This is a genomic window from Allobosea sp. WAO (genome assembly GCF_001509835.1).
Lineage (GTDB): Bacteria > Pseudomonadota > Alphaproteobacteria > Rhizobiales > Beijerinckiaceae > Allobosea.
In genome coordinates this window covers 57,981-82,366 of the sequence record NZ_JXTJ01000020.1, presented here as the reverse complement: position 1 = coordinate 82,366, position 24,386 = coordinate 57,981, and the positions used below count along the sequence as shown (strand labels likewise).

Below are 24,386 nucleotides of genomic sequence, written 5' to 3'. Positions count from 1 at the left end.
CTCAGCCCTTCCGCCCGCGCAGATGCGGGTTCATCGCGTCGTTGAGGCCTTCGCCGATCAGGTTGATGGCGAGCACGGTCAGCAGGATGGCGACACCCGGGAAGACACTCATCCACCAGGCCTCGCGCAGCATGGTGCGGGCAGCGCCGATCATGAAGCCCCAGCTCATCATGTTGCGGTCGCCCAGGCCGAGGAAGGACAGCGAGCTCTCGGTCAGGATCGCGGTGGCCACCATGAGAGAGGCCGTTACGATGATCGGCGAGACCACATTGGGCAGGATCTGGGTGAGCATGATGCGCGGACCGCTCTGGCCGATGACCACTGCCGCCTGGACGAATTCGCGCGAGCGCAGGCTCAAGAACTCGCCGCGGACCAGGCGCGCCACGGGCGGCCAGGAGACGATCGCGATGGCCAGGGTGATGGAGGTGATGCTCGGATTGAAGATCGCCACCAGAACGATCGCCATGGCGAAGGCCGGGATGGTCTGGAAGAACTCGGTGAAGCGCATCAGCACGTCATCGGTCCTGCCGCCATAATAGCCGGCGAGGGCGCCGATCGAGACCCCGATCAAGACCGCGACCGCGGTCGAGATCAGGCCGATGAGCAGCGAGACGCGCGCGCCATAGGCCAGGCCGGCGGCGATGTCGCGCCCGAGCATGTCGGTGCCGAGCGGAAAGGCCGGGTCCTCGGACGGTGCCAGCAGCGGGTCGCCGACACTTTGCCAGGGGCTGACCGGGAAGAGCAGGGGGGCCGCGAGCGCCACGGCCGCGACCACGATCAGGATGCCGAGGCCGAGAAGGGCGCCGTAATTCTTGGCGTAGCGTTGGAAGAATTTCACGATTGCGATCCTCAGCTTGCGGCTTCGATGCGCGGATCGACGAAGCGATAGAGCAGATCCGAGATGAGGTTCACGAAGACGACCACGGCCGCGGTCACGAGGAAGACGCCGAGCAGCACCGGATAGTCACGCTGCAGCAGCGCATCGAACATCAGGCGCCCGATGCCGGGCCAGGCGAACACGGTTTCCGTCAGAACGGCGCCACCGACGAGCTGCCCGGCCTGCATGCTGGCGAAGGTGAAGACCGGCAGGATCGCATTGCGCAGCACATGCCGCCGGATGATCTGCGCCTGGGGGACACCCTTGGCGCGGGCGGTCTTGACGAAGTCGAGCGACATCACCTCGAGCATCGAGGCCCGCGTCAGGCGCGTGTAGATCGCGGTGAAGAACAGGCCGAGCGTGACGGTGGGCAGGATGAGATGGTGTCCGATATCGAGCGCCCGCGCCCAGCCGGTGTAGCCGCTGCCGATGGTCTCCATGTCGAAGGGCGGCAGCCAGTCGAGATGGAGCGAGAACACCAGCACCGCCATCAGGGCGACCCAGAACAGCGGGGTGGCGTAGAAGACCAGGGCGCCGGTCATGACGACGCTGTCGGTGACGCTGCCGCGCCGATAGGCGGCGACGACGCCGAGCAGGATGCCCAGCACCAGGGAGAAGACGAAGGCGCAACCGGTCAGCAGCAGGGTTGCCGGCAGCCGGTCGAGGATCAGGGTCATTACCGGCAGCTGGTTGCGGTAGGAGAAGCCAAGATCGCCGGTCGCCGCGCCCCGGAGATAGGTCCAGAGCTGCTGGTAGAGCGGCTGGTCGAGCCCGAACTGCGCGCGCAGCTGGGCGATGTATTTGGCATCGCCCGCTCCCGCCTCGCCGGCGAGCACCGAAGCTGGATCGCCCGGCGCCATGTGGATGAGCAGGAAGTTCAGGATCACGACGCCGAGCACGACGAAGGCCGCCTTGAGCAGGCGTTGAAACACGAAATCAAGCGATTTCAAGACTATTCTCCCGACGGCCGCATCGTGCGGGGCCGGGCCGACGGCAAGTGCCGGCCCGGGCGGTTGGCGCGCTTACTTTGCGATCCAGACCTCGTCCATGTACTGGTTGAGACCAATACCGGTGTTGACGAGATTTTTTACCTTCTTGCGGTTGATCGTGACGTTCTGCATCTCGTAGAGCCAGCTGAGCGCGACGTCGTCGACAAGGATCTTCTGTGCTTCCGCATAGGCCTTCGTCGCGGCCTCCTTGCTGACCGCGCTGGCGCCCTCTGCGAACAGGGCGTCGACCTTCGGATTCAGGTAATTCTGGTTGTTGCCGTAGGGCGTGCCCTTGACGACGTTGCTGGACAGATAATGGCGGGCCACGCCGAGCGCCGGCTCACCGTATTGATAGGTGAAGTTGAAGGTCAGATCGAAGTCGAAATCCGCCAGCTTCTGCGACCAGCCGCCGGCGTCCACGCCTTGGATGTTGATCTTGAAGCCGAGTTGCGAGATCTGCTGCTTGATATACTCGGCCATCCGGTCCCAGGCTGCGCCATAGGGCAGCGGCATCAGGTTGACGCTGTAGTCGCCGGGGTTGATCCCCGCATCGGCGAGCAGCTTCTTGGCCTTGGCCATGTCGAAAGGATAGGCCGTGACCTCGGGCGTGTAATACAGCGTGGTCGATGCGAACGGGCCGGTGGCAGGCTTGCCGAGGCCGAAGAAGATATTCTTTACGATGAACTCGCGGTCGATCGCATGCATCAGGGCCTTGCGCACGTTCTTGTCCGAGAACGGCATCTTGCGCTGGTTCAGCTGCATGAAGACGAGGGGGCCATAAACCTCCCAGCCGCTGGTCGTGCTCTCTACATCCTTCAGCTTGACGAGCCGGCGGACCTCGAAGCCCTCGACATCGCCGCCGCGCAGCACGTCGACCGTGCCCTTCTCGAAGGCGACCGCACGCGAGGCGGAGTCCGGGATGATGCGGAAATAGAGCTCGTCGAGATAGGGTTTGCCCGGCTTCCAATAGTCCTCGTTGCGGACGAGATGGATGTAGGAGCCGCGCTTCCATTCCTTGAGCTTGAACGGGCCGGTACCGATCGGCGTCTGGTTGGCGGGATTGGTGCGATAATCCGTGCCGTCGTAGAGATGCTTCGGGATGATCGGGAAGGAGCTCAGCTCGAAGGCGTAGAGAAACGCCGAGAACGGCTTCTTCAGCTTGAAGACGACCTGGTGGGGCGCGGGCGCGGTGATGCTCTCGACATAGGTCGCGGCGATCAGCCGCCAGCGCGGATGCGACTCGCGCAGGAACTTGTCGGCGGTGAAGACCACGTCATCGGCGCTGAACGGCTTTCCGTCATGCCATTTGACGTTGTCCTGGAGGGTGAAGGTGTAGGTCAGGCCATGGGGCGAAACCGCCCAGGATTTGGCCAAAGAAGGCAATGGTTGCAGGTCTTTGCCGTAGGTGAGCAGGCTCTGGTAGATCTGCCCGCCGACATAGAGCGTCGGCCCCTGCGTGTTGAGCCCGACCATCAGCATGGGCGGCTCGGGCTGCGCAATCATGTTCAGTACACCGCCCTTGATCGGCGTTTCCTGCGCAGCCGCACCAGCGGTCGCGGCAAGCATCAAGCCGGCGGCGAGCGCGCCGCGTCGTGTCAAACGAACCATGATTGTTTTCCTCCGGGTGCTTTTGTTTTTTGCGATTCTTCGCACTTTGATTTTGGTCCTGACCCGGATCGCCGAATTGCATCGGCTGATCCCGGGGCGGCCTGAAGGCGTCTGTGCCAGAGCGCGCTTCCGGCTTCCTCCTTGGTTCTCGATTATGATGCATCATATTATGATGCATCATAATTGGTCAAGCGCCGGCGAGGGCTTTCGGATTCTGGTCGATACCAGCGAGTCAGCGACGCATTCGGGTAAGAGCGGCGTCGCAGGGCCTGCTGTGCGGCCGAACCCCATTGACGGCGGGGTGCTGGGCGTACGAAATCTCGAGCGTTCCCCTGCGTGGGAGTATTTGTCTGCTTGAGGCTAGAGAATTCGTCGCTTTGCAGCGGCGAAAGGTGGCGCGTTGCGTTCTGATTTCGGCCCACGCCACACGACGTCTGTGATCGTTTTGTTTTTTCTTTGTTAACGCGCAGCAGAAATAGACCTGAGGCTGGCTGTCTTTCTGATCTATCCGCTTCGCCTCACGCTCTTTGAGGCGGCATTCACTGCCTTTCTGGATCGAAATCTGCTTCAGGGGCGGGTGATCGCTAACGCCGGGAGTGTTCGGGAGCTTGCGTCGATGTCGGTTCTGTGAGGATGAAATCTGCTCAAGGCAGCTTGTTTTCTTATGTTTGGCGTAACAGTAATTCTGAGCAAATCAGAATTATTGCGATCGTTATCGCGTCTCTGCCCTTTTATTATTTGTCTCTGGAGTTGCCGAAGCTCATTATTTCCGGCGCCTTGCAGGGCAAAGGCTTTCCGGATGGCGGTGGTCCTACGAATATATTGTCCTTCAACTCCGGTATTCGGATTGCTGGTTTTGAATTAAGATTCTCCGGGATCGATGTTGATCGTATATCGTATCTATTTATATTGTCTTTTGCGTTTCTCTTTCTGATGTTGATCAATGGCTATTTCAAGTATCTCATAAATCTCCGAAAAGGCGCTCTCGGCGAACGCTTGCTGCAGCGCCTCCGTTTCGATCTGTTCTCGTCCTTGCTCGCGTCGACGCCGGAGCAACGGCAGCGTCTGAAGCCCTCCGAGGCCGCCTCCATCATCAAGGACGAAGTCGAGCCTATCGGCGGTTTCGTCGGGGACGCATTCGTCCAGCCGGTTTTCCTGGGTGGGCAGGCGCTGACCGCCCTCGTCTTCATCCTGATGCAGAATGTGCTGCTCGGCCTCGTTGCTCTTGCGATGATCGCCTCGCAGGTTCTGGTCATTCCACGCTTGCGGCGAGAGCAGATACGTCTCGGCAAGCAGCGCCAAATCGCCTCCCGAGCCCTGGCGGGCAAGATCGGAGAGGTGGTCGAGACGCTCGACGAGGTGTCGAACCATGGGACCGCCACGCTCGAGCGCGGGCTGGTGGCGCAAAGGCTCGAAGCCTTGTTCGGCATCCGCTACCAGCTGTTCGGGCGGAAATTCGCCGTCAAGACTCTCAACAACCTGATGGCGCAGGTGACGCCGTTCCTGTTTTATACGATCGGCGGTTACGCCGCCCTGACGGGGAGCCTCGGGATCGGGCAGCTTGTGGCCGTGATCGCCGCTTATCGCGACTTGCCTCCGCCGGTGAAGGAGCTGATCGACTGGGACCAGCAGCGGCTGGATGTCGAAGCCAAGTTTCAGCAGGTCACCGAGCAGTTTGCCTTGGCCACTCCCTCGGCGCGAGCCGAAGCCCGGGCTGCCGAGCCGAGCGCCGACCGGCTTCCGGAAACCGGGACAATCACTTCGCAAGGCCTGACGGCTGTCAGTGCGGCGGGAGACCGGATGCTCGACCGGGTTTCCCTCATCATACCGTTGGGACGCCACACCATGATCTCCGGGGCCGGGGAAGGTGCCGGTTGCTTTGCCCGCATACTTGGTGGGCGTCTCACGGCCAGCGACGGCACGCTCATGATTGGCGATGCCGCGGTCGAGTCGATTTCGGAAGCGACCCGCGGGCGCTGCATCGCCTATGCCGGCGCCGAGGCTGCGATCTTCGATGGAACCCTGCGCGACAACATCGTCTACGGCTTGCGCGGCCTGGGTACGAAGACGGCCGACGACGAGGCGTCGGAGGCTCGTCTTGCGGCGACCTTGCGCGTCGTCGGTCTTTCCGAGGCCGTGTTCCGCTATGGCCTTGCGAGCAGGTCGGTAGCGGACGAGGTTCCCGTCCTGACCGCCCACCTGGCGAAGATCAGGGCCCACATCCGCAAGGTGTTGGCCGCGCGAGGAGAGCAGGGCGTCGTCGAGCCCTATGATCCGGCTCGGTACATCCGCACCGCCACGATCGGCGAGAACATCCTCTTCGGCGTTCCGAACGATGTCGCGATCAGCGGAGCCAGGCTGGCCGAGCACGATCTCACGCGGGACATCCTCGATAGGCTGGGCTTGACCGATGAGCTGACGATCATCGGCCGGCGGATCGCCGCGACCATGCTCGAGATCTTCTCTGATCTGACCCCGGACCATCTTCTGTTCGAGCGCTTCTCCTTCATCGCGGCCGAAGAGTTCCAGGCCTATCGCGAGCGCCTGGCGCGGGCGGATGCCGGGCTGAGCGACGATGTCGACCGGACCAAGTTCAAGGGGCTCGCGCTCCTTTACATCGAGCCCGAGCACCGGCTCGGTTTTCTCGATGAGCAGATGGAGCAGCGCATTCTGCTGGCGCGCCAGGCCTTCCGCGCACGCATCTCGCAGGACACGGCGCGGATCATCGATTTCTACGATTCAAACGAATGGGGGGCCGTGCCGGTTCGGGAGAACCTTCTGTTCGGACGTGTGACGTCTGCAGCTGCAGGCGTCCGCGAGCGCGTCGACGCGGCCATCTGCGAGGCCATGGTCGAACTCGGACTGGATAGCGAGATTTACCGGATCGGTTTGGCCCAGCCGGCCGGGTATGCCGGTCGGCTGCTGTTTCCGGCGGTCAAAGCACAGATCGCGCTGGCGCGCTGCCTGATCAAGCGCCCCGCACTGTTGATCCTCGACAACGCATTGAGCAGCCTGAGCCCGACCGAGGGCAAGGCAATCCTGAGGCGCGTGTGCGACGCCATGGCGGGCCGGACCCTGATCGTCGTCGCGCGCGAATATGATGGGGAGGTGCCGATGGATGTCTCCGTGGTCTTCGAGGGCGCCAGATTGCGGCCGACACCCGGTCAGCAACCGGCCGCAGCCGGGCTTTCGGGCGAGCGCGAGGGCAGCGACCGCGACGATGTCGTTGCGCTGAGGGCGGTGCCGATATTCGCCAATCTCGATCTGGCGCGCATCAAGCTTTTGGCTTTCACCAGCGAGCGAACCGTGTTTGCGGTTGGAGACGTGCTGTTCGAGCAGGGCACCGAATCCGACGCTGCCTACGTCGTGATCACCGGCACGGCGGACATCCTGATCGGCCCGTCAGAGAAGTCGGTGCGGGTTTCCCAGGTCCAGGCGCCCGCGATCGTGGGCGAAATGGGCGTGGTCACAGGAGAGGTGCGCTCGGCGACCGTCCGTGCAACTACCGAGCTCACGGCGCTGAAGCTTCGCAAAGAGGTGTTCCTCGCCTTGCTGGAAGAGTTCCCGGACATGACGCTGTCCGTCATGCAGCTGATCGTGAAGCGGCTGCAAGACAACGTCGCGATCGTTTCCCGGCGTGAGCGCGACGGATCGGCGGGCGGCTGAACCGGCGGGGTTGCTCGTCAGGATGACGTTGGCATCCTGAGGGCCATTTTACCCCAACGCGGGCGGCAAGCTGCCGGGCGGCGTGAGGTGCCCCCCGGTTGCGATCTTCTGGGCACCCGTGTCACGGCAGAAGAACTATCCGCTCGGACATGTCGCCGCGTTACGACTTGAACGTCTTCGCCAGCGCGTCGGCGTGCTTGGTCAGCAGGCCGAGATCGGAGCCGACGGCGACGAAGCGGTAGCCCCATTCGATGTAGCGGCGGGCGTCGGCCTCGGAGGCGGTGAGGATGCCAGCCGGCTTGCCGATCGCGGTCAGGCGGGCCGCGGCGCCCTTGATCGCTTCCTGTACCTCGGGATGGCCGGGATTGCCGATATGGCCGAGCGACGCCGAGAGGTCCGCGGGACCGATGAAGACGCCATCGACCCCGTCGACCGAGGCGATCGCCTCAAGCTGCGCCAGCGCCTCGCCGGTTTCGACCTGGACGAGCACGCAGATCTCGGCATCGGCGCGCTTGAGATAGTCGGGCACGCGGCCATAGCGGCTGCCGCGCCCGCTCACGGTGATGCCGCGAATGCCGGCCGGCGGATAGCGGCAGGCGGCGACCGCCTTGGCGGCTTCCTCGGCGTTTTGCACGAAAGGCACCAGCACCGCCTGCGCGCCGATGTCGAGCAGGCGCTTCAGCAGCACCGGATCGTTCCAGGCCGGGCGCACGATCGGCGTCGCGGTGCCGGCCTGCAAGGCCTGGAGCTGGGCGAGCACAGCCGGCGGCTCGTTCGGCGAATGCTCGGTGTCGACCAGGATCCAGTCGAAGCCGCTATAGCCGATGATCTCGGCGACGATCGGGCTGCACAGGCTGCTCCACAGCCCGATCTGCAATTCGCCGCGGGCGAGCGCGGCCTTGAAGGCGTTGCGGGGCAGATCCATGGCGCTCCCTCTCAGACAAACTGCACGGAGACGCTACCGAGCGGCCCGAAATCGGCGTGCAGCGTATCGCCCTTAGCCGCCCAGACCGGCCGTGTGAAGGAGCCGGACAGCATCAGGTCGCCCGGCTGCAGGGTGATGTCGAACGGAGCGAGCTTGTTGGCGAGCCAGGCGATCGCCATGGCGGGGTGGCCGAGAACGCCGGCGGCGAGGCCGGTCTCCTCGATCTCGGAGTTGCGGTAGAAGATCGCGCCGACCCAGCGCAGGTCGACATCTTCGGGCCGGACCGGCCGGCCGCCGAGTACGATGCCCGCGGCTGCGCCGTTGTCGGCGACCGTGTCGAAGATCTTGCGCGGTTCGGTGACGCGCGCATCGATGATCTCGATCGAGGGCACGATATATTCAGTCGCCCGCAGCACATCGATCAACCCGATGCCCGGCCCCTTCAGCGGCTCCTTCAGGATGAAGGTCAGTTCCGGCTCGACGCGCGGTACGCAGAAATCCTCGAACTTCACCTTGGCGCCGTCGTTCAAGATGAGATCGTCGAAGAGATAGCCATAGTCGGGCTCGTCGATCTTCGAGGAGGCCTGCATCGCCTTCGAGGTCAGGCCGATCTTGTGGCCGATGATGCGGGCTCCCGCCTTGACCCGCTCCTGCGCCACCGCCGAGGAGATCGCGTAGGAGTCCTCGATCTTGATCTCCGGGAACATCTGCGAGGGCCGCTCGCCCTGCTTCTTGGTGCGATGGCTCTCGAGCAGGGAGCGCACCACCTGCGCGCGCTGGGCTTCGGTCAGCATGGACGTTTCCTGTGATTTGCGGCGCTGAGCGCGCTTGTGGAGACGGCGGTCGTTTGCGGCCGCCGGATGTGATGAAGAAAGCGAAGAGGACTCAGAGCTTGACGCAAACGTTGCGCAGCTCGGTGTAGAACTCCATCGAGTGCACGCCGCCCTCGCGGCCGATGCCGGATTGCTTCGAGCCGCCGAAGGGCGTGCGCAGATCGCGCAGGAACCAGGAGTTCACCCAGGTGATGCCGACCTCGACCTGCGCCGCGACGCGATGGGCCCGCGTCAGGTTCTCAGTCCAGATCGAGGTGGCGAGGCCGTAGGGGCTGTCATTCGCCAGGGCGATGACGGCATCCTCCTCGTCGAAGGGCACGATGTTGCAGCAGGGCCCAAAAATCTCTTCCCGCATCACGGCCGAATCCTCAGGAAGTCCGGTCCAGATCGTCGGCTCGACGAAGGAGCCGGCGGAATAGGGAGCCGGAAGCTCGGGCACGCCGCCGCCGGTGATGATCTCGGCACCCTCGGCCTTCGCCTTGGCATAGTAGGACAGCACCTTGTCGCGATGGACCTGGCTGATCAGCGGGCCTAGCGTGGTCGCGGCCTCGAACGGGTTGCCGGGCGTCAGCTTCTGCGCCGCCTGCTTCAGGCGCTGCGTGAACTCAGCGAAGATCGGCCGCTCGACATAGACGCGTTCGGTGCCCAAGCAGACCTGGCCGCAATTGGCGAAGACGGCGCGGGTCACGCCCTCGATCGCCTTGTCCATGTCGCAATCGGCGAAGACCAGCGAGGCGTTCTTGCCGCCGAGCTCGAGCGAGACCGGGCGAACGCCCTTGGCGGCAGCGCGCATGATCGCCTCGCCGGTGCGGGTCTCGCCCGTGAAGGTGATGCCGTCGACCAGCGGGTGGCTGGTCAGGTATTCGCCGGCGCTGTCCTCGCCGAAGCCGTGCACGACATTGTAGACGCCGGGTGGCACGCCGGCCTCGTTCATGATCTCGCCGAGCATGGTCGCGGTGGTCGGCGTTTCCTCGGAGGGCTTGACCACGACGGTGTTGCCGCAGGCGAGCGCCGGCGCGACCTTCCAGGTCATTAGCAGCAGCGGCAGGTTCCACGGGCAGACCACGGCGATGACGCCGCGCGGCCCACGGATCGCGTAGTTCAGAGCGCCGGCGCCGTCCGGCGTCGCCATGCGGAAGGTCTCGGTCGAGAGCGTCAGCACCTGGTCGGCGAAGACGTTGAAGTTCGCGGCGCCGCGCGGAATGTCGATATGCGAGGCGAGGCTCTTCGGCTTGCCGGTGTCGAGCACCTCGGCGGCGAGGAAATCGTCGAAACGGGCCATGATCCCGTCGGCGACCTTGCGCAATATGGCCGAGCGCTGCTGCTCGCTCATCTTGCCCCAGGGGCCCTTGAGAGCCCGCTTGGCGGCCTTCACCGCATCGTCGATCGCAGCCGAGTCGGCCTCCGGCACGAGGTTGATCAGCTCGCCGGTTGCCGGATGGCGGTTCTCGAAGCTGCTGCGGCCGGCCGGCACGAAGCGGCCGTCGATGAAATGCGACAGGCGGGCGGTCTCTGCGCCTGCGGCAGCACCCTTGTAGCGCGGAACGGCGCTGTTCATCGTCTCACTCCCGGTTTGTTGTCGTTGTCGTCATGGGCGCATCATCGCGCCGCCATTCACGTCGAGGATGGCGCCCGAGACGAAGCTCGCCGCCGGTGAACAGAGAAAGGCGATCGGCCAGGCGATCTCCTCGGGCCGCGCGGCGCGGCCGAGCGGATGCTTCGCCAGCGCCGCCGAAAGGTCGTGAACCCCGACCATGGCCGTGTCGGTGATCCCCGGCGCGATGCCGTTGACCAGTACGCCCTGGCCGCCGAAGCGAGCGGCGAGCCAGCGCACCAGCGTGTGCAGACCGCCCTTCGATGCCGCGTAGTGCGGGCCGACGCCGGGGAAGGATCCGCCGGTCGCGGCGACGATCGAACCGACGAGGACGACCCGGCCACCGCCGCGCGCCGCCATGGCGGGCACGAGTTCGCGCGCCAGCCGCATCGGTGCCATCAGGTTGAGCGACAGGGTGGTCTCGGCGACCTCTTCCCAGCCATCCGCATCCCAGTCGACCGGGCGGTAGATGCCTGCGCCGAGGACGGCCGCATCGATCGGCCCAGCCAGCTCCGACAGGCGCTGCGGTGCATCCTCTTCGAGCAGGTCGACGACGATCTCACGGGCTGCGCTGGTCTTCTCGCCAAGTCCGGCGATCGTCGCGACGCAGGAGATGCGGTCAGTGAGGACGAGCTTCGCGCCGAGGCCTGCCAGGACCTTCGCCGTCACCGCACCAATGCCGCCGGCCGCGCCGGTGACCAGAATGGTCTGGCCGGTCAGATCAAAACCGCTCATGCCTTGCCTCCGGAAATCCGATCATCGTCCTGGGCCAGCGTGGCCATCGCCTTGCGCACCTCTTCGGCAGTGCGGGCAAGGTGCAGCTCGGTCATCCGGCAGGCGCGCAGCGCGTTACGCTGCATTGTGGCGTCGTAGATGGCGCGATGCTCGTCATGGACGTTGCGCCAGCCGCGCGAGACGTTGAGCGAGACGCGGCGATAGCGCTCGGATTGCTGGTAGAGCAGGTCGCGCAGCTTGATCAGCATCGGCGAGCCCGCCGCCGAGACGAGCGCGGCGTGAAAGGCGCGGTTGCGTGCCTCCCAGGTCTCGAGCTGCTCCGGCGGCAGGGCGTCGCTGGTGTGCGGCAGATGTTCCTCGACCGCGGCCAGTGCTTCGAACGCCGCCGTGACCTCGCGCTCCCAGTTTGCATCGCCGTTTCGGATCGCCGCGTTGAGGGCCTCCGTCTCGATCAGGGCGCGGACGCGCGAGACATCGTCGAGCTCATCGAGGGAGAGCGGCGCCACCCAGAAGCCGCGTTGGCCCTCCGAGATGACGAGCAGGTCGCCCATCAGCCGGGCCAGCGCTTCGCGCAGCGGCGACATGCCGACTGCATAGTCCTGCGCCAGGGCTTCCAGCTTCAGCTTGCTGCTGGCCGCGAGGCGGCCATTGACGATGTCGCCGCGCAATTGGCGGTAGGTCCGGTCGGCCAGGGTCTTGTCGGAAGGGGACATGCCGAAGCGCAGAGCTCCTATGGTCGGTCGCCTCTCTCTAGCAGAAAATTTCGAAATTACAATCCTGAGGAGGGCGCGAGACTTTCTATGAAGAGGGCGATAATCAGAGATTCGTCGCCTATTTGTTGAAGTATAAGGCTTATTGACCTAGCTTTCCGGCTTGTCTCAGTCGCCGGTTCTGAAAAAATATCGAAATAAGATTGACAGCCCAATATCGATCTGGTCGGATGGCGGAAATCGGGTGGCATCAAGACCGCCCCGTTGGAGGACGTCCCATGATCGAGCGCTTTCCGCTTTCCCGTCGCAGCTTCCTCGCCGCTGCCGGCGCTACGACTTTGAGCGGCACGATCGCGGCGCCGGCTTTGGCGCAGACCGCCAACAAGCCGCTGAAGATCGGCATGGTGACCTCGCTGTCCGGTCCGTTCACGGCGCTCGGCGAGAGCATGCGGGCGGGCATGCAGATGTTCCTGGCCGAGAATGGCGGCAAGCTCGCAGGCCGCGCCGTCGAGCTGATCGTCGAGGACGACCAGGCCAAGCCGGACGAGGGCGTGCGCAAGTTCCGCAAGCTGCTCGGGCAGGACAATGTCGACATCGTCTCGGGCGTGATCTCGTCGGCCGTGGCGCTCGCCGTCCGCGACGTGGTGACCGAGGCCAAGGCGCTGACCTTCATCTCGGCAGGCTCGGCCAATGATCTCGCCCGCAAGGCGGCGAGCCCCTTCGTCTTCCGGCCGACCAAGACCAATTGGATGCTCGGCCACACCGCCGGCCTCTGGGCCTATGAGAAGCTCGGCAAGTCCGGTTGCCTGACCATCGCCGCCGACTACGCCGCCGGCCGCGAATCCGTCGGCGATTTCGTCGCGAGCTATCAGCAGCAGGGCGGCAAGGTCGGCAAGCAGCTCTGGGCGCCGCTTGGCACCACCGATTTCGGGCCGCTGCTGACGACGATCGCGGCCGAGCGGCCGGAGTTCATCTTCTCCTTCTTCGCCGGCTCGGATGCGGTGCGCTTCCTGCGCCAGATGCGCGAGTACCGGCTGCGCGGCAAGGTCAAGCTGATCGGCAGCGGCGCGCTGTTCGACCAGGAAGACGTGGTCTCGGCGGTCAAGGAAGCGGCGCTCGGCGGTCTGAATACCTGCAACCAGTCGCCGACTGCGCCGAGCTCGGCTGCCTTCACCAAGGCCTATCAGGCGGCGCGCAACGCCATGCCGGGCGAGATGGGCACGGCCGGCTATGTCACTGGCCAGGTGATCAAGGCTGCGGTCGAGCGCGTCCAGGGCGACCTTTCCAACAAGGAAAAGGTCAAGGAAGCGCTGCTCGCTAGGGAAGTCGAGACGGTGTTCGGGCCGATGCCGTTCGACCCGCGCAACAACCAGGCGATCCTCGATATCTACGTCAACGAGGTCAAGGAAGGCGCCGGTGGCGTCCCGGTCAACCAGGTCATCCATACCTACAAGGGTGTGCGCGACCCCGGCCCGGTGGCCTGACGCGGCGAAGGAGCGTTTCCGTGGGCTTCTATGCCGTCCAGAGCCTGAACGCGCTGTCGTTCTCGATGCTCTTGCTGCTGACCGGGCTCGGCCTGTCGGTGGTGCTCAACCTGATGAACTTCGTCAACCTGACCCACGGCTCCTTCTTCCTGCTCGGCGCCTATGTCGGCGTCTACTGGCTGGCCTCCGGCGCGCCCTGGTGGCTCGCCTTCCCGGTCGCCTTCGCGGCGGCCGGCCTCGCCGGCTTCCTGCTGGAGCGCTTCCCGTTCCGGCAATTCTACGCACGCACCCATCTGATGCAGGTGCTCCTGACCTATGGGCTGTCGGTGATCTTCGCCGATCTGATGCGCTGGGGTTTTGGCGCGCAGATCCTGTCGGCGGAGATCCCGGAAGCGCTGCGCGGCGTCGTCTTCATCATGGACATGCCGTTCCCGATCTACCGGCTCTTCATCATCGGCTTCGGCGCGGCGCTCGCCTTCGCGCTCTGGTTCGTGATCGACCGTACCATCTGGGGCGCGGTGGTTCGGGCCTGCGTCACCGATCGCGGCTTCGTCGAGACGCTCGGCCTCGACACGCGCCGGATCTTCACCGCCGTGCTGGTTATCTCGGCCGGGCTCGGCGGCATTTCCGGCGCGCTCGGCGCCGGCATCCTCTCCGCCTATCCCGGCCTCGACGAGGAGGTGCTGATCCTGGCGCTGATCGTCGTCGTCGCCGGTGGGCTCGGCACCTTCCGCGGCACGGTGCTGAGCGCGCTGCTGCTCGGCTTCGCCATGACCTTCTCCAAGGTCTGGGTGCCGGAATTCTCGAACGTCGTCGCCCTCGCCATCATGGCCGCGCTGCTGGTGGCGCTGCCCGAGGGTCTGGTCGCCAAGAAGGTGAGGCAGGTATGAGCTCGATCGCCGACGGGACCGGCCGCGTGGAAGCGCGCCCCGCCAGTGAGCGGCGAAGCCTGCCGCTCGCCGCAAGGGCTGCGCTCCTTGCTCTCGCCGCCGCGGTTCCTCTGCTGTTCGCCGGCGACTATCAGCTGCGCTTTCTCGCCGAGATCCTGATCATCGGCACGGCCGTGCTCAGCCTCGACCTTCTGGTCGGCTTCGGCGGGCTGGTCTCGCTCGGCCATGCCGTCTTCTTCGGCGGGGCGGCCTATGTCGCTGCGGTCGCCTCGCAGGCGCTCGGCGCCGACATCGTCGTGATGCTCGCTGTGGGCATCGTGACGGGCATGGCGGCGGCGCTCCTGATGGGCGTCGTGGTGATGCGCACCATTGCGCTGTTCTTCCTGATCCTCAGCCTGATCGTCGGCCAGATCGTCTGGGAGGTGGTGTTCCACTGGCGCGAGGTCACCGGTGGCGCCGACGGTCTGCGCGGCTTCCCGGTGCTGACGCTGCACACCGGCTTCGCCACGATCCCGCTCAACAACGGCGTCGCGCTCTACCTCGCCTCGGTGGTGCTGGCGCTCGCCGCCTGGCTTACCGCCCGATCCTTCGTCAATGCGCCGATCGGCCGGGCCCTGCTCGGCACGCGCGAGCGGCAGCTGCGGATGAGCGCGCTCGGCTATTCGATCCCGCGCATCCGCCTGATGGCGCTCGTCGCGTCGGGCGGCATCGCCGGCGCGGCCGGCGCGCTCTATCCCTTCGTCAACCAGTATGTCGGCCCCAACGCCGTGCATTGGACGATGTCGGCGATGATGATCATCATGCTGGTGATCGGCGGTGTCGGCTCGCTCTATGGCGCCTTCATCGGCTCGGCGATCTATCTGGGCATCCAGACCTATGTCTCGTCCTATACCGATCGCTGGCAGCTGGTCGTCGGCCTCGTCTTCGTGCTGACCGTGATGATCATGCCGAAGGGCGTCGTCGCCGGGCTGAAGGCGGCCTTCGGACGGCGGACGAACGATGAGGGCCGGCCATGAGCGCGAACGCTGTTCCCGCCCTCGCGATCGAGGGCGTCGCAAAATCCTTCGGCGGCTTGAAAGTACTGAGCGACGTCTCGGTCACGCTCGGCCAGGGCGAATGCCTCGGCCTGATCGGCCCCAATGGTGCCGGCAAGACGACGCTGTTCAATATCGTCACCGGCTTCCTCATCCCTGATCAGGGGCGGGTCGCCTTCGCCGGCGAAGACATCACCAGGTCCAGGCCCGATGCCAGGGTCCGTGCCGGGCTGGTGCGCACCTTCCAGAAGAGCATGGCCTTCCCGGAGCTCAGCGTGCGCGAGAACCTCGCTTTGGCCGCGCGCTCGCGGACAGGGGAAGGCTATGGCTGGTTCGGCAGCGGCAAGGCCGTCGCGGCGGCGGATGAGGCGGCGGACGCCCTGCTGACCCGTGCCCAGTTGCGGGAGCGGGCCGAATTGCCGGTCGCAGGCCTTTCCTATGGCGAGCAGCGCATCGTCGACGTTCTGGTCTCGCTGGCGATGCGCCCGCGCGTGCTCCTGCTCGACGAGCCGACGGCGGGACTTTCGCGCGCCGAAGGCGAACACCTAGTCGAGGTGGTGCGCGCGCTCGGCGACGGCGTTTCCACCATATTGATCGCGCATGATCTCGATATCGTCTTCGGCGTCTGCGATCGCGTCGCCGTGCTCGATCTCGGCCGGTTGATCGCCTGCGATACGCCGGACGCGATCAAGGCGCATGAGGGTGCGCAGGCTGCCTATCTCGGCGCGACACTCGGGGAGGCCGCATGATGTCCGCGCAAGCTCAAAGCGTGGCGGGCCCCGCCATCGATCTCGAAGTCTCCGGCCTCGATGCCGGCTATGACGGGGTGCGCGTCCTGCACGGCGTCGACTTCTCGCTGGCCAAGGGGGAGGCTGTGGCGCTGCTCGGCCGCAACGGCGCCGGCAAGAGCACGCTCTGCTCGGCCCTGTTCGGTCTGGAGCCACAGGTTTCCGGGCGCATCGCGATCAAGGGGCAGCAGGTTGCCGGCTGGCCGGGGCATCGCATCGCCCGGCTCGGCGTCGCGCTGGTGCCGCAGGGCCGCGGCGTCTACGCCAACCTGACCGTCGACGAAAACCTGACCATGGCCGCGCTCTGGTCGCGCAAGCAGCCGAACCGGCGCTGGGTCAAGGAGCGCATCTACGAGGACTTCCCGCGCCTCGCCGAGCGCCGCTCCTTCTCCAGCGGCGCACTCAGCGGCGGCGAGCGGCAATTGCTCGCGATCGCGCGTGCCCTGCTGACGCAGGCCGACCTGATCGTGCTCGACGAGCCGAGCGAGGGCCTCTCGCCGCGGGCGATCGAGGAGGTCATCATCGGCACGGTCGGGCGCTTGCGCGGCGAGGGTTATACCTTGCTGATCGCCGAGCAGAACCTCGCCATGGCGCTGAAGCTCGCCGAACGGGCGCTGGTCCTCGACCATGGCCGCGTCGTCTTCGACGGGCCGTCGGCGGTGCTGCTGGCTGACAAGGACCTTCAAAGAGAGCATCTCGGGCTATGAGCGACGCGATCACCATCGAACAATTGCGCTATGTCCGGCTCGGCACCGCCGATCTGAAGGGCGCCGCCGATTTCGCCTCGCGCATCCTCGGCCTGCAACTCGTCGACCGCACCGACACGGCGGCCTATTTTCGCTCCGATTATCGCGACCACACGCTGGTCTATGTCGACGGGCTCGATGCGGGCCAGGCGATCGGCTTCGAGGTGCGCGATCCCGATGGGCTCGCTCATGCCGAGCGCGTGCTGCAGGAGGCTGGCTTCGTGGTGGCGCGCGGCGACGCCGAGGCCTGCGCCATCAGAAAAGTCCGGCAATTCGTTTCGTTTCGCATGAAGGCCGGCTACGATATCGAGCTCGTGGTCAGGCCGCTGCAATCCGGCTGGCGCTATCACGGCCCCCGCGATGCGGGGATCACCAGGCTGGAGGGGATCGCGCTGCGTGGCGCGCCCGACGCCTCCGACCAGCAGGTCTGGACGAAACTGCTCGGCGGCAAGGTTAGCGACTGGGTCGGCGAGGCCGCCTATATCCGCTTCGACGAGGCGCATCATCGCATCGCCGTGCATCCCTCGCAGGAGAAGGGAATCCTCTCCATCGAGTTCGGCGTCGAGGACGTCGATCTCGTCATGCAGAACGCCTATCACCTGCGCGGCGCCCAGGCCCGCATCGTCGATGGTCCCGGAAGGCGCGCCGCCTCGCAGCAGCTCTTCCTGAGCTTTGCCGGCCCCGACGGCGTCAACTTCTCCTATGTCGCCGAGGGCGAGCGGCTCGCCGCGCCGCGCCGCGCCAGGCAGTTCCCGCGCAAGCGCGACTCCTTCTGCGCCTGGGGCAGCGACACGCATATCCCCGAATATCAGTGAAGCGTCTTCGCCGGCTTTGAACCGGCAGGAAGGAGCGATCCATGATCAAGCTTGCCGATGTTTCCTATGTCCGGCTCGGGACCCGCGATCTCGAGGGCGCGACGCATTTCGCCACCGAGTATCTCGGCCTCGACGTCGCCGAGCGCGCCAAGGGCTCGGTCTATTTCAAATCGGACGAGCGCGAACACACGCTCTGCTATTTCGAGGGCGATCCGGGCGACCAGGTCGTTTGTTTCGAGGTCGAGGAGCAGTTCCACCTCGATGAAGCCGCAGCACAGCTCGAAGCGCTCGGCCATCCGGTCCGGCGTGGTACGGCTTCCGAGGCGGCGCTGCGCAAGGTCCATGATTTCATCGCCTTCCGCGACCCGACCGGCAACCCGATCGAGCTCGCCTGGCGGCCGGGCTACAGCAGCCGGCGCTATCACGGCGCGCGCGATGCCGGCATCACCGGCTTCAGCCATGTCGGCCTCTGTTCCAGCGATCTCGCCCGCGACGAGGCGTTCTGGACCAAGGTCACCAATGCCCAGGTCTCCGACCGGATCGGCGATGCCCCCCTGCTGCGCATCGACGAAGTCCACCACACCATCGCGCTCTTCCCCTCGGCGAAGCCCGGCATCCAGCATATCAACCACCAGGTCGAGACCGGCGACGACATCATGCGCTCGCACCAGTTCCTGAAGGACCGGCAGGTGCGCATGGTCTTCGGCCCTGGCCGGCATCCGACCTCCTCGGCAAAATTCCTCTATTTCGAGGGGCCGGACGGCATGGTCTTCGAGTATTCGAGCGGCGTGCGCGAGATCGCCGACGAGTTGCTCTGGCGCGAGCGGCAATACGTGTTCGAGCCGAGGGGCTTCTGCAAATGGGGCGCCAAGCCCAACATCGCCGAATTCAACAAGTGAGCGCTTCATCAGTGCGGCCGAGCGCCGCTCAGGAAGATCTGGTCCGGCAGGCCGGGCGCGCTCTGGCCCGCCATGGCCTCGTCCATGCCTATGGCCATTGCAGCATGCGCCTCGACGAGGGGCATTTCCTGGTCTCGCCGGCAAAGCCGCTCGGGCTCGTCGCGGATGAGGATGCCTGCAGCGTCGTCCCGCTCGACGGGCCGCTGCCGGACGGCGTGCTCGGCGAGGTCCGCATCCACCGCGAGATCTATCGGCGGCGGCCCGAGGTCGGCGGCGTCGCCCGCTCGATGCCGCAGCGGGTGATGACGCTGGGCACCGCCCGGCTCACGCCGCGGGCGCGGCATGGTTTCGGCGCCTATTTCGCGCCGCAGCCGCCGCTCTGGGACGACCCGCAATTGCTGCGCAGCGACGAGCAGGCCGCCGCGCTCGCCGACCAGATCGGCGCAGCCCGCGCCATCGTGATGCGCGGCAACGGTGCCGTCACCGCGGGGGCGAGCCTCGAAGAGGCGGTGGTGCTGACTTGGTATCTCGAGGACGCTGCGCGCGTCGAGTTCGAGGCGAGAGCGGCCGGTCTCGCCGAGGGCGGCGCGATCCTGAGCGGAGCGGAAGCATTGCAGCGCGCGACGTGGGCGGGCGCCATCCGGGAGCGGATGTGGGCGTATCTGACAGCGGAGAACGGGAGGCCCTAGCAGGGGCAGTCGGGATACCCTGCCGAGTGGCCGTCACGGCTGGCGCAGGAACTCGACGAAGAAGCGGACCATGCCGTCGGGCGCGACCTCGTGCGGCGAGGCCGGGAAGACGAGGGGATGGATGCCCGGCGAAAGCAGGCGTTCCACTCCGGTGACGAGATCGCGAAAGCGCAGCGCGCCCTCAGTGACATGCAGGCGCGCCCAGACGCCCGGCTTGGTCTCGTGGGCTCGCAGGAGCCCGGCGGGCACGGTCGCTTCCGTGAAGGGAGGCGTGCGCTTGTAGGCGACGAGATCGTCCGGCCAGATCCGATCAGTCATCGCTGGCTTCCCAATCATAGAGATGGACCAGCTTGGGGTCGTCGGCATGGTCGACGAGGATTCGCCGGACGCGTTCCTGCCAGAGTTCGGCGAAGCGGGCCTGCTCGGCCGAGTCGGCTTGCCCCGCGACCGCTCGCGGCATCAGCCCTGCCATGTCGGGATGGTGCGGCACATGCCCGGTGTCGATGTCGATCGCCACGCCGACGCCGGTGTCGCGTCGGCGCAGGGCGAGCACGCCTTCGATCGGTGCGTCGAAGGCCAGAAGGCCGCGGCGGGCGAACCGCTGCGCTTGGCCTATGCCCTGGAAGCCGGTCTCGGCGGCGGCGCCGGTGAGCAGGGTGGCGATCGAGGCGAGAACGCCAGTGGTGCCCTGCTCGCGCCCGTCGCGCATGAAGACATCGATGCCGCCTCGCTCCGGCAACTCTTCGTCATAGAGATAGTCGAGCCCGTGCACGACCATCAGATAGGCTCCGGCGACGGCGGGGCAGGAATGGCCGGCGAGCCTGACCGCGTCCTCATAGCGGTATTCCAAAACACCATCCGTCGTAGAGCCGAGAAAGGCAGCCAGCGGATCCCGCAGCCTGAGCCGTGGGGCTTCGAGAAAGAACGACGGAAACGTCATGGCGATGCCTCTGATCTCGGTCTTGTCGTTTGAGGAGTTGGCGCAGCTACTGGGCTCCAAGCCTAGCTTTGGCGCGAAGCAAGGTCGTTGTCGTTGCGCAAATTCATGCCGCCGAGCCTTCAGCGGCCGACGGTGTCAGGCCGAATCCCGCGGGCTCGTTGAGCAGATCGCTCAGACGATGCCGGTCGAGCTCCGCCAGGAATTCGTCCATGGCGCCGGTCAGGATGCCTCGCCAATGGTCGAGGCGCAGGGCGGAGTGCCCTTCCGCCTCCCCGAAACACTCGACCACGGAGAATGCCGGCTCGGTGGCGCGGATCAGCTCGCCGAGCGTGATCCGATCCGGGGCGCGGGCGAGCGCGAGCCCGCCGGCTCGGCCGCGAACGCCGCTGAGGAAGCCCTGCCTCACCAGGAGATTGGCTACCTTCATCAAATGCGCCCGCGAGATGTCATAGGCCTTTGCGGCCTCCTCGATCGTGACCAGCCGGTCAGGGTGGGCAGCGACGAAGACGAGCAGCCGGAGCGCGTACTCGCTGAATTGGGTCAGGCGCATCGTTCTTCCGGGGCTCGTGGTGCGGGCAGTCGGGCTTGAGAGTTGTTTCAATAATCAACGATGCCGATGAATGGTAGATAGCTTGTCTATATTTGAGTAATTCAAATATATCTCGATGCCGTCCTGTGTTTGATCCTGCTCAAATTGGTCGACGGCAGGGCGATTATACAGATCGACCCAGAAACACTGTTTACAAGGTCGCGGGCTCCGAGTTAGAAAAGAGCCATCTGAAATTCATGTTTACCCCGTCCCGCAACGGAGCGCCAGCCCGCGCTGCCCGCCGATTCTGCACGCCCGTTCACGACACGCCGACGAGAGCCGATATGACCGAGAAGACCTCAGACACCGCCCCCACCGCCGCTACGCGTGCTCACCTCGTGCATCGGCTCATGCTTGGCGCGCTGCTGGCATCGGTGTCCGGCCAGGCCTGCCTCGCCCAATCCGCCTCGCCGGGCTCGACGATCAGCCTCGACACCATCGTCGTCGAGGGGGCGGCTGACGGCGTGCCGAGCTTCGTGCGCGAGCGCTTCTTCGCCACGGCGGGCGGCGCGACGCTGTTGACCGAGGCCGACATCCCGCAAAGCGGCAACCCGACCCTGGCGCAGGCCCTGCAGAATGCGCCCGGCGTCGTCGTGCAGCAGTTCTTCGGCGGCAACGACCAGCCGCGGGTCCAGATTCGTGGCTCGGGCCTGCAGCAGAACCCGGTCGAGCGCGGCATCCTCGTCCTGCGAGACGGACTGCCGCTGAACCGGGCCGACGGATCCTATATCGTCGGGCTCGCCAATCCCGGCCAGGCGCAGTCGATCGAGGTCTATCGCGGCCAGACCGCGCATCGGCTCGGCGCAACCGTGCTGGGCGGTGCGCTGAATTTCGTCTCGCCGACCGGCAGCAGCGCGCCGGGCTCGAAAGTGCAGATCTCAGGCGGCAGCTTCGGCCAGTTCAACGCCTCGGGCCAAACCGGCTTCCGCAAGGACGGCGTCGACGGGCTGCTCCAGGCCGATGTCAGCCGCTCGAACGGCTATCGCACCTACAACGACTCACAGCGCATCAGCGCCAGCGCCAATGTCGGCATTGCCCTCAGCGAGACCATCAAGACGCGCTTCTTCGCCGGCTATACCGATCTCAGCTTCGACGTGTCGGGTCCGCTGACCAAGCAGGGCCTGCGTCTCGATCCGAAGCAGGTCCATGGCGGCCCGCGCGTGGTCCGTGGCGTCGCGGTCGATCCCGGCCCGAACGTGCTGCGTGACAAGCCTCGGCGCGAAGCCAAGCAGTTCTTCATCGGCAACCGCACCACCGCCGAATACGGGCCGCATCTCGTCGATCTCGGGCTCGGCTACACCTATACCGACGACATGTTCCGGTTCCCGATCTCATCGGGCGTGCGCGTCACCAAGGGCGGCGATCTCACGGCGGTCGCCCGCTACGCCTACAAGCCGGTCGAGAGCGCGGCGCTGCCGCTGTTCGAGACGACGGCGCAGTATGTGGTCGGCTCGGCGAAGCGCGAGAACTACCTCAACCAGGGCGGCGTCAGCGGAGCGCTGTTCGGGGAGAGCGATCTCGATGCCAGCACGCTCTCGCTCTATGTCGGGGCCAATATCCCGGTCTGGCAGAACGTAACCATCTCGCCGGCTCTGTCTTATGCCTATGCGACGCGCGACAATTCGGACACCTACCTCCCTGCGCGGCGGCCGACCAATGCCTACAGCCCGGCCTCGCCCTATACGCTGCTACCCAATGGTTCAGTGCCGACGCAGAGCACGACCTATTCGCGCAGCTATGACGGCTGGAGCCCGAGCCTCAGCGCCAGTTGGCGGCCCGACGCCAACCAGATCGTCTATGCTGCGGTCTCGCGCAGCTTCGAGCCGCCGACCCATGACGATCTGCTGGCGACGATAAATGGCACGCCCAACAGCAGCCCCGGCCGCCCGAACCCGGCAGCGCCGATGGCGGCGGCCGCGGCCTTCTCGACACCCGACCTCAAGGCCCAGACGGCGACGACGCTGGAGGGCGGCTGGCGCGGCCGGCACGGCACCTTCTCATGGGACGGCGTCGTCTACTATTCCTGGGTCGACAAGGAGCTGCTCAGCCTGCGCGACGCCACGGGCGCCTCACTCGGCGCGATCAACGCCGACAAGACCCGGCATTTCGGCGTCGAGCTCGGCCTCGGCGCGCAGATCTTCGAGCGGCTGACCGGGCGCCTCGCCTATACCTATCAGGACTTCCGCTTCGTCTACGATCCCGTGCGCGGCGACAACCGTGTCGCCGGCGCGCCCCGCCACGTCATCCACGCCACGCTGCAATACCAGGCGACCGAGGCCTGGATGCTGCAGGCGGCGCTGCGCTGGAATCCGGAGAAGACCCCGGTCGACAACATGAACACGCTCTATGCCGATCCTTATGCGCTCTTCGACCTGCGCACCGAGTACCAGTTCAACGAGCGGCTGACGATGTTCGGCGAGGTCACCAACCTCCTCGACAAGACCTATGCCGCCTCGACGCTGATCGTCGACCAGGCGCGGCCGGACCAGGCCGCGTTCCTGCCGGGAACCGGCCGCGCCTTCTATGCCGGCCTGAAGGCGACCTTCTGAAAACCTGACCGAACCAGACCGCGCGGCTGCCGGTGCGGCCGCGTCAAGGAGGGCATCATGCTCGACCGCCGCCATTTCCTCGCCGTCGCCACGGCCAGCCTCGCCATGCCCCATGTCGCGCGCGCGGCCGAGCCGCTGCTGCTCTGGGGACCGCCGGCGACGCCCGGCCTGCTGCTGGTCGCCGCAGCGCGCGAGGCGGCGCTGAAGGCACTTCCGATGCCGGTCGAGGTCCGGATCTGGCGTACGCCCGACGAGATGCGCGCCGGCCTGTCCTCCGGCACGATGAAGGCTGTGGTGATGCCGAGCTACGCCGCCGCCAATCTCCATAATCGCGGCCTCGGCCTGAAGCTGGTCAACATCCTGACCCACGGCCTGCTCAGCGTCGTCGCGCCTGCCGGCACGGTGAAGACGCTCGATGACCTCAAGGGCAAGCGGGTCGTCGTGCCGTTCAAGAACGACATGCCGGACTTCATCTTCCGGCGCCTGCTCGCCGCCCGCCGCATCGCGCCCGACGCACTGAGCATCGATTATTCCGGCACGCCGCCCGAGGCGGTGCAGCTTCTGCTCGCCGGCCGGGCGGATGCCGCGCTGCTCTCCGAACCGGCCTCGGCCGGCGCCCTCCTGCTCTCCGGATTGCGCGGCAAGGGGCTTGAGCGCGCCATTGATACGCGCCTGGCCTGGCAGGAAGCGACCGGGGCGGCGAGCCTGCCGCAGGCCGGCCTTGCGGTCAGCGACCCGCTTGGCCGCGAGATCGGCGAGGCCGGCATCCGCGCACTGCAGCAGGCGGTGGAGGCGGCGCTCGCCGGGGTGCTCGCCGATCCCTCGGCCGTCGCCTCGGAAGCCGCGGCGCTGTTCCAGCTGCCAGGCCCCGTGCTGGCGCGCGCCGTGCCGTTCAGCAATCTCGTTGCCCAGCCGGCCTCGGCCGCGCGTCCCGATCTGGAGAAGCTGTTCGCGGCGCTGGCCGAGGGCGATCCCCGCATCATCGGCGGAAAATTGCCGGGCGACGGCTTCTACGCCCTCTGACGG

General features: G+C 66.0%; 23 protein-coding genes. 12 read left to right on the top strand and 11 right to left on the bottom strand.

Features of this window, described 5'->3' with window-relative positions; all coding sequences use genetic code 11:
* Position 1 precedes the first annotated feature (1 nt).
* From DK26_RS27480 to DK26_RS27470, 3 genes are all read right to left on the bottom strand, one after another.
* A complete protein-coding gene (locus DK26_RS27480) occupies positions 2-841 on the bottom strand; it encodes an ABC transporter permease (RefSeq protein ID WP_066479834.1) in 840 nt (279 codons plus the stop codon).
* Positions 842-849: 8 nt separating this feature from the next.
* Positions 850-1,827 (bottom strand): ABC transporter permease, encoded by a 978-nt coding sequence (locus DK26_RS27475; protein ID WP_066479833.1) that lies wholly within the window; start codon positions 1,825-1,827, stop codon positions 850-852.
* A gap of 72 nt (positions 1,828-1,899) precedes the next feature.
* Positions 1,900-3,474, bottom strand: a complete 1,575-nt coding sequence (locus DK26_RS27470) for an ABC transporter substrate-binding protein (protein WP_066479831.1) — start codon at positions 3,472-3,474, stop codon at positions 1,900-1,902.
* Between DK26_RS27470 and DK26_RS27465 the strand changes: the two genes are divergently transcribed.
* Entirely contained in the window at positions 3,473-3,832 is a 360-nt protein-coding gene (locus DK26_RS27465) for a hypothetical protein (protein ID WP_066479829.1), read from the top strand. The two genes, DK26_RS27470 and DK26_RS27465, sit on opposite strands and share 2 nt — an antisense overlap.
* Positions 3,833-4,107: 275 nt before the next feature.
* Positions 4,108-7,140, top strand: coding sequence for a cyclic nucleotide-binding domain-containing protein (locus DK26_RS27460; protein WP_083533652.1), 3,033 nt, complete (start codon positions 4,108-4,110; stop codon positions 7,138-7,140).
* A 160-nt stretch (positions 7,141-7,300) separates the two neighbouring features.
* Here the strand turns inward: DK26_RS27460 and DK26_RS27455 are convergent, their stop codons facing one another.
* The 5 genes from DK26_RS27455 to DK26_RS27435 form a co-directional block, all read right to left on the bottom strand.
* On the bottom strand, positions 7,301-8,065 hold the full coding sequence (locus DK26_RS27455; RefSeq protein WP_066479825.1) for an HpcH/HpaI aldolase/citrate lyase family protein: 765 nt from the start codon (positions 8,063-8,065) through the stop codon (positions 7,301-7,303).
* An 11-nt stretch (positions 8,066-8,076) separates the two neighbouring features.
* The gene (hpaH, locus tag DK26_RS27450; RefSeq protein ID WP_066479823.1) at positions 8,077-8,859 is read right to left on the bottom strand and encodes a 2-oxo-hept-4-ene-1,7-dioate hydratase; all 783 of its coding nucleotides are present in this window, start codon (positions 8,857-8,859) and stop codon (positions 8,077-8,079) included.
* Positions 8,860-8,950: 91 nt separating this feature from the next.
* Positions 8,951-10,456: a 2-hydroxymuconic semialdehyde dehydrogenase gene (locus DK26_RS27445; RefSeq protein WP_066479822.1), complete on the bottom strand. Its 1,506-nt coding sequence runs from the start codon at positions 10,454-10,456 to the stop codon at positions 8,951-8,953.
* Positions 10,457-10,486: 30 nt separating this feature from the next.
* The gene (locus tag DK26_RS27440) at positions 10,487-11,227 is read right to left on the bottom strand and encodes an SDR family oxidoreductase (protein ID WP_066479820.1); all 741 of its coding nucleotides are present in this window, start codon (positions 11,225-11,227) and stop codon (positions 10,487-10,489) included.
* Complete coding sequence (locus DK26_RS27435; RefSeq protein WP_066479818.1) at positions 11,224-11,940, bottom strand: FCD domain-containing protein; 717 nt, start codon at positions 11,938-11,940, stop codon at positions 11,224-11,226. Before DK26_RS27435 ends, DK26_RS27440 begins: the two co-directional genes overlap by 4 nt.
* A 275-nt stretch (positions 11,941-12,215) precedes the next feature.
* Here DK26_RS27435 and DK26_RS27430 point away from each other — a divergent pair, with 275 nt between their 5' ends.
* Genes DK26_RS27430 through DK26_RS27395 form a run of 8 tightly spaced genes read left to right on the top strand, consistent with a single transcriptional unit; the run spans position 12,216 to position 19,282 of the window.
* Complete coding sequence (locus tag DK26_RS27430; RefSeq protein ID WP_066479816.1) at positions 12,216-13,421, top strand: ABC transporter substrate-binding protein; 1,206 nt, start codon at positions 12,216-12,218, stop codon at positions 13,419-13,421.
* Between the two features lie 20 nt (positions 13,422-13,441).
* Complete coding sequence (locus DK26_RS27425; RefSeq protein WP_066479813.1) at positions 13,442-14,311, top strand: branched-chain amino acid ABC transporter permease; 870 nt, start codon at positions 13,442-13,444, stop codon at positions 14,309-14,311.
* Positions 14,308-15,327, top strand: a complete 1,020-nt coding sequence (locus DK26_RS27420; RefSeq protein ID WP_083533651.1) for a branched-chain amino acid ABC transporter permease — start codon at positions 14,308-14,310, stop codon at positions 15,325-15,327. The genes DK26_RS27425 and DK26_RS27420 overlap by 4 nt, the downstream gene beginning before the upstream one ends.
* Positions 15,324-16,094, top strand: coding sequence for an ABC transporter ATP-binding protein (locus tag DK26_RS27415; protein WP_066479804.1), 771 nt, complete (start codon positions 15,324-15,326; stop codon positions 16,092-16,094). Before DK26_RS27420 ends, DK26_RS27415 begins: the two co-directional genes overlap by 4 nt.
* A complete protein-coding gene (locus DK26_RS27410; RefSeq protein ID WP_066479803.1) occupies positions 16,094-16,840 on the top strand; it encodes an ABC transporter ATP-binding protein in 747 nt (248 codons plus the stop codon). The genes DK26_RS27415 and DK26_RS27410 overlap by 1 nt, the downstream gene beginning before the upstream one ends.
* Positions 16,837-17,694, top strand: coding sequence for a VOC family protein (locus DK26_RS27405; RefSeq protein ID WP_066479802.1), 858 nt, complete (start codon positions 16,837-16,839; stop codon positions 17,692-17,694). Before DK26_RS27410 ends, DK26_RS27405 begins: the two co-directional genes overlap by 4 nt.
* A gap of 41 nt (positions 17,695-17,735) precedes the next feature.
* Positions 17,736-18,593: a VOC family protein gene (locus DK26_RS27400; protein WP_066479799.1), complete on the top strand. Its 858-nt coding sequence runs from the start codon at positions 17,736-17,738 to the stop codon at positions 18,591-18,593.
* Complete coding sequence (locus DK26_RS27395) at positions 18,590-19,282, top strand: class II aldolase/adducin family protein (protein WP_066479797.1); 693 nt, start codon at positions 18,590-18,592, stop codon at positions 19,280-19,282. Before DK26_RS27400 ends, DK26_RS27395 begins: the two co-directional genes overlap by 4 nt.
* 33 nt (positions 19,283-19,315) lie before the next feature.
* Here DK26_RS27395 and DK26_RS27390 read toward each other — a convergent pair whose 3' ends face one another.
* The 3 genes from DK26_RS27390 to DK26_RS27380 all read right to left on the bottom strand — a co-directional run bounded on the left by DK26_RS27390 (position 19,316) and on the right by DK26_RS27380 (position 20,772).
* Positions 19,316-19,600: a DUF1971 domain-containing protein gene (locus DK26_RS27390; protein ID WP_066479795.1), complete on the bottom strand. Its 285-nt coding sequence runs from the start codon at positions 19,598-19,600 to the stop codon at positions 19,316-19,318.
* The gene (locus tag DK26_RS27385; protein WP_066479792.1) at positions 19,593-20,222 is read right to left on the bottom strand and encodes a hypothetical protein; all 630 of its coding nucleotides are present in this window, start codon (positions 20,220-20,222) and stop codon (positions 19,593-19,595) included. The genes DK26_RS27390 and DK26_RS27385 overlap by 8 nt, the downstream gene beginning before the upstream one ends.
* 103 nt (positions 20,223-20,325) lie before the next feature.
* Positions 20,326-20,772, bottom strand: coding sequence for an Rrf2 family transcriptional regulator (locus DK26_RS27380; RefSeq protein ID WP_066479789.1), 447 nt, complete (start codon positions 20,770-20,772; stop codon positions 20,326-20,328).
* Positions 20,773-21,161: 389 nt separating this feature from the next.
* On the opposite strand from DK26_RS27380, the gene DK26_RS27375 reads away from it, so the two are divergent.
* Both DK26_RS27375 and DK26_RS27370 read left to right on the top strand, forming a co-directional pair.
* Positions 21,162-23,360, top strand: coding sequence for a TonB-dependent receptor (locus DK26_RS27375; protein WP_248310125.1), 2,199 nt, complete (start codon positions 21,162-21,164; stop codon positions 23,358-23,360).
* Between the two features lie 57 nt (positions 23,361-23,417).
* Positions 23,418-24,383, top strand: a complete 966-nt coding sequence (locus DK26_RS27370) for a PhnD/SsuA/transferrin family substrate-binding protein (protein WP_066479785.1) — start codon at positions 23,418-23,420, stop codon at positions 24,381-24,383.
* Positions 24,384-24,386: the final 3 nt, after the last annotated feature.